Here is an 8,488-nt window from a genome sequence, read left to right as displayed (position 1 = left end):
TGGTGGGCGCAGGAGGATTCGAACCTCCGACCGCCTGGTTCGTAGCCAGGTACTCTATCCAGCTGAGCTATGCGCCCACTTTCATTTTTGCTTGTTTTAACTCTAAGCAGAGTGTGTAAAGAGTGGTGGGCGCAGGAGGATTCGAACCTCCGACCGCCTGGTTCGTAGCCAGGTACTCTATCCAGCTGAGCTATGCGCCCATCTTTACGTTTACAAGATTTCGCCATTTAAAAAATGGTGGAGAGGGAGGGATTCGAACCCTCGATAGAGCTACAAACTCTATACTCCCTTAGCAGGGGAGCTCCTTCGGCCACTCGGACACCTCTCCGTCTTGTGGGGCGTATAATAAAGATTTCAGAAAATATGTCAAACACTTTTCTGACAAAAGTGACTATATGGCTATAGATTGCACACATGTCTGGTTTTAAAGTGTAATTAGTTTGAAAATTAATCAGGTTAGGTATTTGGAGTGCTTGAGTTTACACCCATCACTGGCACTAGTTCATCCGTAAGTTCAGCAAGATATTGCTCTTGGTAGCCCAATTTTTGAAACTCAGCAATACACGCGCGGTAATAAGCTTGTCGCTGTTGCTCTGTGGTGCTCTCATCGGGTAAAGACTCTACTCGTTTAGCTTTCATATTATTTATCTAAGTCCTTTAGAAATTTTTATTTTTACGACTAATAATGACCGTGTACAAATTTCGGCCATATTTTAGCTAAAAAATTCACATAAATACAACATAATGTTTAAAAAACAATCATACCAAAAAGTTATAGCACTGCTTTAATGTTGCTAAGCAGTGAGGCAACTTTATGATAATGAAACTGAATTAAAGGTTAATATCCCTTTGTACTTACATTTTATTATCAGTGTAGTACTTATTAATTAAAAGCCCTAATATAAAGTTTAGGCAATGTCTCACAAACAATAAGGCAAAAAAAACGCCGCTAATTAGCGGCGTTAATAATTTTATAGTTTATTCCTTCAAGCTTAGTCAGCTTGTGGGCGCATGTGCGGGAATAAAATAACATCTTTGATAGTTGATGAGTCAGTAAATAGCATCACTAAACGGTCAATACCAATGCCCTCACCTGCCGTTGGTGGTAAACCATACTCAAGTGCGCGAATGTAGTCTTCGTCATAATGCATTGCTTCATCATCACCAGCGTCTTTCTCTTCAACCTGACGAGTAAAACGCTCAGCTTGATCTTGTGCATCGTTAAGCTCTGAGAAACCATTTGCTAATTCACGACCGCCAACAAAAAATTCAAAACGATCAGTTACAAATGGATTTTCGTCGTTACGACGTGCAAGTGGAGATACTTCCCACGGGTAGCCTGTGATAAATGTAGGTTGGATAAGCATATGCTCAGCCGTTTCTTCAAATATTTCACATAAGAACTTACCTGGGCCCCATACGCAGTTTTCAGGAATTTTAACGTGTACTTGTTTAGCGTACGCTTTTAATTCTTCAAAGTGGTTTTCTGGGTCGTTAAATACCGCAGCATCAAACTCAGGGTTATATTTTAAGATAGCATCTGCCATGCTTAAACGCGTGAATGGTTGACCAAAATCATACTCTACTGAATCAACAACGTCGCCGTTTTCATCTTTAGTGGTGTTAACCACAATTGGGCTGCCCAGTACATTAGTTGCAACTGTACGTAACATGTCTTCGGTGATGTTCATTAAATCAATGTAGTCAGCGTACGCTTGGTAGAACTCAATCATAGTGAATTCTGGGTTGTGGCGTGTCGATAACCCTTCGTTACGGAAGTTACGGTTAATTTCGAATACGCGGTCAAAACCACCTACCACTAAACGCTTTAAGTAAAGCTCTGGTGCAATACGCAAGTACATGTCGATATCAAGCGCATTATGATGCGTTACAAACGGACGTGCCGTCGCGCCACCAGGAATAACCTGTAGCATTGGCGTTTCTACTTCCATAAAATCGCGGTCAGCTAAAAAGCGACGAATGCCTTCAACTACTTGTGAGCGAATGCGGAATGTTTCACGCGTTGCTTCGTTAGTTATTAAATCAACATAACGTTGACGGTATTTAGTTTCTTGATCTGATAAGCCATGGAATTTTTCTGGTAGTGGACGAAGTGACTTAGTCAGCAGTTCGTACTCTGTCATTTCTACGTATAAATCGCCTTTACCTGATTTGTTCAGCGCGCCTTTAACACCAATAATATCGCCAATATCAAGCTGACCATATTTTGCTTTTAAATCTTTTTGAACGTCTTTTGAGGCATATGCTTGCACACGGCCTTTCATGTCTTGAATAGACATAAATGGACCACGTTTAGCAAGAATACGACCTGCTATCGATACTACGTGCTGTAATTCGATTAGCTCTTCTTTACTCTTATCACCAAACTCAGCCTGCAAATCTGCCGTGTAATGCTCACGACGGAATTGGTTTGGATGACCGTTGGCTGGGCAATTTTCGCGAATAGCGTCTAATTTGCCGCGACGCTCAGCGATTAACTTATTTTCGTCTTGGATTTGATCAGTCATTTTTTAGCTCTTTTTTAGCTTGGTGGTTATAAACCAGATTTTAAGCTGGCTTCAATAAATTTATCTAGGTCGCCATCGAGTACCGCTTGAGTGTTACGGTTTTCAACGCCAGTACGTAAATCTTTAATACGCGAGTCATCAAGTACGTATGAACGAATTTGACTTCCCCAGCCAATATCAGACTTGTTGTCTTCTTGGCTTTGCTTTTCAGCATTTTGCTGTTGCAGCTCAAGCTCAAATAATTTCGCTTTTAACTGCTTCATTGCTTGGGCTTTATTTTTATGCTGCGAGCGCTCGTTTTGACACTGCACCACGGTATTGGTTGGTACGTGGGTAATACGTACTGCCGATTCAGTGGTATTTACGTGCTGACCACCCGCGCCTGATGCACGGTAAACGTCTATACGTAAGTCAGACGGATTAATATCAATCTCAATGTTGTCATCAACTTCTGGGTAAACAAACGCAGATGCAAACGAGGTATGGCGGCGACCACTTGAATCAAATGGGCTTTTACGAACTAGGCGGTGTACGCCTGTTTCAGTGCGTAACCAACCATAAGCGTATTCGCCAGAAAAACGTACCGTTGCACCCTTAATACCAGCAACATCACCATCGGTCGCTTCAACTAGCTCTACTTTAAAGCCTTTTGCTTCACCCCAGCGTAAGTACATACGCAGTAAAATATTACACCAGTCTTGTGCTTCTGTACCGCCAGAGCCTGATTGTAAATCAAGGTAGGCATCGTTTGAATCGTGAGAGCCTGAAAACATACGACGAAACTCAAGCCCTTCAAGCTGCTGGTTTAAATCAGCTAGTTCGCTTTGTGCTTCATCAAAGGTGTCTTGATCTTCGGCTTCAACAGCAAGCTCGACTAAACCTTCAACATCGTCAGTACCAGCAACAAGGTTATCGATTGTTTCAACCACGGCTTCTAGTGCTGACTTTTCACGACCAAGGGCTTGTGCGCGCTCAGGCTCATTCCATACGGCTGAATCTTCAAGTTCGGCGTTAACTTCTTCTAAACGTTCTTGTTTAAGAGCGTAGTCAAAGGTACCCCCGAAGCAGTTCAGTACGTTCGCGAATTTCCTTGATTTGATTAATCACAGGATTCACTTCAAACATGTACATTACTCCAAAATGGCTAGGTTATTGCGCACTTAAAAAAGAGACCGAGCGCAATTAAAAATCATTAAATAATAAAAACGCCCGATTTTAACAAAAAACCGCGCGTTTTATTAGCCTTTTATGCATGGTTTGAAGATATTTTTTAGCCCACTTTTTCAAGCTCTCTAACTATAAGTTGTAAACTAAATTTACCTCTAAATTCATTTATATCGAGCTGATACGCTACTTTAACAAACTGCGCCTCGGTATCTGGCCACGCTTTTACATCAATCCCAAAGGCTATGGCGTCAACTAAGCGTGCAGACTGATGCTTTAATACCAGCTTTAAGTGTTTTTCACCCACAATACGCTGCTGGATTACTTCAAAGGTGTGTTCAAATATCGGCTCAGAAAACTGCTGCCCCCACGGGCCCGATTGTTTTAAAAGCTGGGCAAAGTCCATGCTAAAGCAGTCGTTAGGTAGCTCACCATCGGTAAACACAATGCAACGTTTACTTTCTTCACTGAGTTGCTCACTAACCGCACTATCAAACGCACGTTTAAACTCAGGAAATTGCTGCTCGTTAATACTTAAACCTGCCGCCATTGCATGGCCGCCAAATTTATTAATTAAACCGGGCTGCGCGGTGTTTAACCCCTCAAGCAGGTCGCGCATATGCAAACCTTCAATAGAGCGACATGAACCTTTTATTTCACCGTTTTCGCCACCCGCAAATATCACGGTTGGGCGGTGGTACTTTTCTTTTAAGCGCCCCGCTAAAATGCCAATAACACCTTGATGCCAATCGTCTTGATACAAACAAATAGCATCAGGCACACTATCTTCTTTAAATGCTAGCCTATCGAGCACGGCTTGCGCTTCTACTTGCATGCCTTGCTCAATTTCACGTCTGGCAAAGTTTAAGCTGTCAAGCTCACCGGCTATGCGCCTTGCTTGATTTATGTCGTTGCTAAGTAAGCAAGCTATACCTAGGCTCATATCATCTAAACGCCCTGCTGCATTTAAACGTGGCGCCAATGAAAAGCCAAAATCGCTGGCACTCAAACGAGCTGCATTGCGATTAGCCACTTCAATCAGTGCGGTGATACCTGGGCGGGTTTTACCGCTGCGAATACGTGCCAAGCCTTGATGCACTAATGTACGGTTATTTGAATCAAGGGCTACCACATCGGCCACCGTACCAAGGGCTACAATATCGAGTAAGTCAGCAATATTTGGCATAGGATGTTGGTTAAAGTAGCCTTGTTCACGCAGCGCACTTCTCAATGCGATAAGCAAATAAAACGCCACACCAACACCAGCTATCGACTTAGAGGGAAAATCACAGTCATGACGATTAGGATTAACAATAGCATCGGCATTAGGCAGTTGCTCGCCTTGTAAATGATGATCTGTAACCAGCACTTTAATGCCTGCGGCTTTAACAATATCAATCCCTGCAATACACGATATACCGTTATCTACGGTGATCACTAAATCGGGCTGCATAGTGACTATTTGCTCAGCCAATGCTGGGCTTAAGCCATAACCTAAACTAAAGCGGTCTGGCACTAAATAATCTAAATGGGTAAAGCCAAACATGGCCAACCCTTGCATTAAGGTGGCGGTGCTGGTTGCGCCATCGGCGTCAAAATCGCCAACAATTAGTATTTTACTTTGTGCATGCAGTGCATCAATTAATAGTTGACTGGCTTTGTCTATATCTTTAAATAGCTTAAAGTCGAGCAAAGTGGCCGCACTATTATTTAATTCATCAGCATGGCAGACGTTACGCGTGGCATAAATTTGCTTAATAACAGGATGTAGATGACTAGGTAGATGAGAGTCGTCAACGGGTTCTCGCGCAATGATCATTTTTTTCATGCTGGTTTTTAACTTATGATATTCATAACAAAAAGACAAAAAAAGGCCATAAAGGCCTTTTTAAACAGGTACTCAGGTTTTTAATTAACCTGCTTTATTCGCCTCAAGCGCAGCGCTTAATGCGGCAGCTGGTTGGTAGCCTGGGATCATCGTGCCATCTTCTAAAATAATAGCCGGTGTACCACTAATTCCAAAGCTTTGCCCTAATTGGTAATGCTCTGCAACGGGTGCGCTACAGTCTTTTACAATTTGTGTATCTGCACCAGATTTAGCTTCAGTAAGTGCTTCTTGCTGATCTTTAGCACACCACACATTCATTAAATCGGCATAACCTGATCCTTGCAGGCCGCCACGTGGAAATGCTAGGTATTTAACCGTAATACCCGACTCAAGTAAGTCATCAAGCTCACGGTGTAATTTACGACAGTAACCACAGCTAATATCAGTAAACACGGTAATGCTGTGTTTTTCTTCTGGCGCTTTATACACAATCATTGAATCTTCGTATTCTTTTAACCCTGATTGACGCACACCATTAAGTGCTTGCTCAGTTAAATTACTACGGTTGTTTAAATCGATTAGCGTACCTTGCATTAAAAACTGACCGTCAGGGCTTGCATACAGCACCCCTTTATTGGTGATCAATTCTTTTAAGCCCGCAACCGGACTTGGGTTAATTTGTTTAACAGTTACTCCTAGCGCGGCAAATTTTGTCACAATAGGATCATTGGCATCGGGTGTTACTGCAACACCATTAGCAAAAGCGCTCAAACTAGTGCACAACATGGCACCTGCTAACATTAATTTTTTCATAACGGGTTCTCTATCCTAAAAATACTTATCTTATCGTGTCTATATGACCGGCTTAGTGACAAAAAAATTCGCTTAAGCACGAGGATGATGCTCAGCATGCACCGATTTTAATCGCTCATTCGCTACATGCGTATAAATTTGGGTAGTTGATAGGTCGCTGTGGCCAAGCATCATCTGCACCACACGCAAGTCAGCCCCATGATTTAATAAATGCGTTGCAAATGCATGTCGCAAGGTGTGAGGTGATAACGGCGACTCAACGGATGCCAAAATAGCATAGTGTTTAATCCGATGCCAAAAAGTTTGTCGTGTCATGCCCACCCCACGTTTAGAGGGAAATACAAAATCGGTGGCATGTTTTATCATTTGTGCTCGCCCAAGCTTTAAAAATTGCTCCAGCCAATACATAGCCTCTTCACCTAAAGGCACTAATCGCTCTTTATTTCCTTTACCTTTTACAAACACCACAGCTTGGCGCAAATTTATTTGCTCCATTCTCAGCCCTACCAGCTCAGTTACCCGCAAACCCGTTGCATACAAGAGCTCGAGCATGGCTTTGTCGCGCAGCCCCATTGGCTCTTCTGTATTGGGGGCACTTAATAGCGCCTCTACTTCGGCCTCAGAAAGCGTTTTTGGTAATGATTGCCCCGCTTTAGGCTGAGCAATATTGACCATAGGTGAGTCGCTAATTATTTTTTCGCGTACAAAGTACTGATAAAAACGTTTTAATGCACTAATACTGCGTGCAGTACTGCGTGGCTTTAGCCCTAAATCAACACGATGTGCCAAGTAACTTTCAACGTCGAGGCTGGTTACCGTCATTAAGTTTTCGCCTTTTAAAAATTGGCAAAACTTATCTAAGTCACTGCGATAAGCGCTCAGCGTGTTTTCACTTACGCCTTGCTCTAAATAGAGGCTATCAAGAAAGGTTTCTAAAAAGTCGCTATTGCTGCTTAGCTCATTATTTTGTTCAGATAAATCGTCAGATAGCGTTGTCACGTTGTGATCTCATGTTGGTAATACCACGGGAGAAGGTATCAATTAAAAATACCTTACGGTAAACTTGAGCCTATCATAACAGGCAATTACACAGTGATAAATACGATGCAGATTGGTTTATTTTTTGGTTCTACTACCTGCTATACCGAAATGGCGGCAGAAAAAATACGCGACATTATAGGCGCCGACATTGTCAGCTTACATAATATTAAAGACGAGCCGCTTAAAAACGCTGAGCAATATGACTTTATCATTTTTGGTATTTCTACGTGGGACTTTGGCGAAATTCAAGAAGATTGGGAATCAAAGTGGGACGACATAAAAGACGTTGACCTAAATGGTAAAACCATAGCCTTATTTGGTATGGGCGACCAGCAAGGATATGGCCAATGGTTTCAAGACGCATTAGGTATGCTTCATGATGAAATAAATGCCCAAGCCATTACTCAACTTGGCTTTTGGCCTAACGACAGTAATTACGAATTTGAAGCCTCTAAAGCCCTTACCGAAGACGGTAAACAATTTGTTGGTTTAGCATTAGACGAAGATAGTCAGTACGAGCTAAGCGATGAACGAATTGCCACCTGGGTAGAACAGGTGATGACAGAGTACGCTGAAACCCTGTAACTGTGCACTTTTGCAAAAAGCGCTGCTATGCAGCGCTTTTTAATACTTAACTATTCTACTTTTAACCAGTATTGGTTACGGTAAAAAAAGCCCACATAACCGCGCACTTCAAGTTTTTCGCCATTTTGCTGCGGTGTTAAACGCACGCTGTAGGTCTTACCGTTATTTGGGTCGAGCATTTCACCGTCTTCCCAACTACCGTCACCTGCATAAGTTACGTTTTCAATAATGGTCATGCCTAGCATCGGCTGATTCTTTTTATCACCACCACACTCGCTGCAAAGCGCATCTTGCTTATTTTTATTGAGTATTGTTTCAATTTTGCCAGTCAGTACCCCATCTTGTTCAGTAATGCGTACGTACGACTTTGCTTCTTTGGTGTCTTCATTAATGGTTTTCCAAAGCCCTACAGGACTCATGTTTGCATGCGCACTATGGCTTATAAATAAAGCTGCAGCGAGAGTGTTTAGCAAAGTTAGTTTATTAAAGTTTTTCATTGAGTTGCTTTAATTTTAAATAGCGAATAAAA

Annotated in this window: 8 protein-coding genes and 3 tRNA genes; 1 reads left to right on the top strand and 10 read right to left on the bottom strand. The window is 42.3% G+C overall.

Annotated features, from left to right (window positions below; translation table 11 throughout):
- From QL989_RS02680 to xerD, 9 genes are all read right to left on the bottom strand, one after another.
- A tRNA-Arg gene (locus tag QL989_RS02680) sits at window positions 1-77 on the bottom strand.
- A 46-nt stretch (window positions 78-123) separates the two neighbouring features.
- A tRNA-Arg gene (locus QL989_RS02675) sits at window positions 124-200 on the bottom strand.
- A 35-nt stretch (window positions 201-235) separates the two neighbouring features.
- Window positions 236-328: transfer RNA gene (locus QL989_RS02670), tRNA-Ser, on the bottom strand.
- Between the two features lie 128 nt (window positions 329-456).
- Complete coding sequence (locus QL989_RS02665) at window positions 457-639, bottom strand: hypothetical protein (RefSeq protein ID WP_138606615.1); 183 nt, start codon at window positions 637-639, stop codon at window positions 457-459.
- A 353-nt stretch (window positions 640-992) separates the two neighbouring features.
- On the bottom strand, window positions 993-2,528 hold the full coding sequence (gene lysS / locus QL989_RS02660) for a lysine--tRNA ligase (protein WP_054201888.1): 1,536 nt from the start codon (window positions 2,526-2,528) through the stop codon (window positions 993-995).
- 26 nt (window positions 2,529-2,554) lie between these two features.
- Window positions 2,555-3,653, bottom strand: a protein-coding gene (gene prfB, locus QL989_RS02655) for a peptide chain release factor 2 (RefSeq protein WP_109874146.1) whose coding sequence is annotated in 2 segments (ribosomal slippage) — window positions 2,555-3,577 and window positions 3,579-3,653 — 1,098 coding nt in all. Because the reading frame shifts where the segments join, the coding sequence is not laid out codon by codon here.
- Between the two features lie 145 nt (window positions 3,654-3,798).
- On the bottom strand, window positions 3,799-5,520 hold the full coding sequence (gene recJ, locus QL989_RS02650) for a single-stranded-DNA-specific exonuclease RecJ (protein ID WP_290167981.1): 1,722 nt from the start codon (window positions 5,518-5,520) through the stop codon (window positions 3,799-3,801).
- A gap of 84 nt (window positions 5,521-5,604) precedes the next feature.
- Window positions 5,605-6,333 (bottom strand): bifunctional protein-disulfide isomerase/oxidoreductase DsbC, encoded by a 729-nt coding sequence (gene dsbC, locus QL989_RS02645; RefSeq protein ID WP_010391520.1) that lies wholly within the window; start codon window positions 6,331-6,333, stop codon window positions 5,605-5,607.
- Between the two features lie 72 nt (window positions 6,334-6,405).
- The gene (gene xerD, locus QL989_RS02640; protein ID WP_290167977.1) at window positions 6,406-7,332 is read right to left on the bottom strand and encodes a site-specific tyrosine recombinase XerD; all 927 of its coding nucleotides are present in this window, start codon (window positions 7,330-7,332) and stop codon (window positions 6,406-6,408) included.
- Window positions 7,333-7,437: 105 nt separating this feature from the next.
- Here xerD and fldB point away from each other — a divergent pair, with 105 nt between their 5' ends.
- The gene (fldB, locus tag QL989_RS02635; protein WP_008467792.1) at window positions 7,438-7,959 is read left to right on the top strand and encodes a flavodoxin FldB; all 522 of its coding nucleotides are present in this window, start codon (window positions 7,438-7,440) and stop codon (window positions 7,957-7,959) included.
- 50 nt (window positions 7,960-8,009) lie between these two features.
- On the opposite strand, the gene QL989_RS02630 is transcribed toward fldB, so the two are convergent.
- Window positions 8,010-8,456, bottom strand: coding sequence for a DUF2147 domain-containing protein (locus QL989_RS02630; RefSeq protein WP_290167975.1), 447 nt, complete (start codon window positions 8,454-8,456; stop codon window positions 8,010-8,012).
- Window positions 8,457-8,488: the final 32 nt, after the last annotated feature.

The organism is Pseudoalteromonas sp. APC 3224, assembly GCF_030407535.1.
Lineage (GTDB): Bacteria > Pseudomonadota > Gammaproteobacteria > Enterobacterales > Alteromonadaceae > Pseudoalteromonas.
Note: the sequence above shows the minus strand (reverse complement) of the source record. Positions and strands in the feature narration are given on the sequence as shown.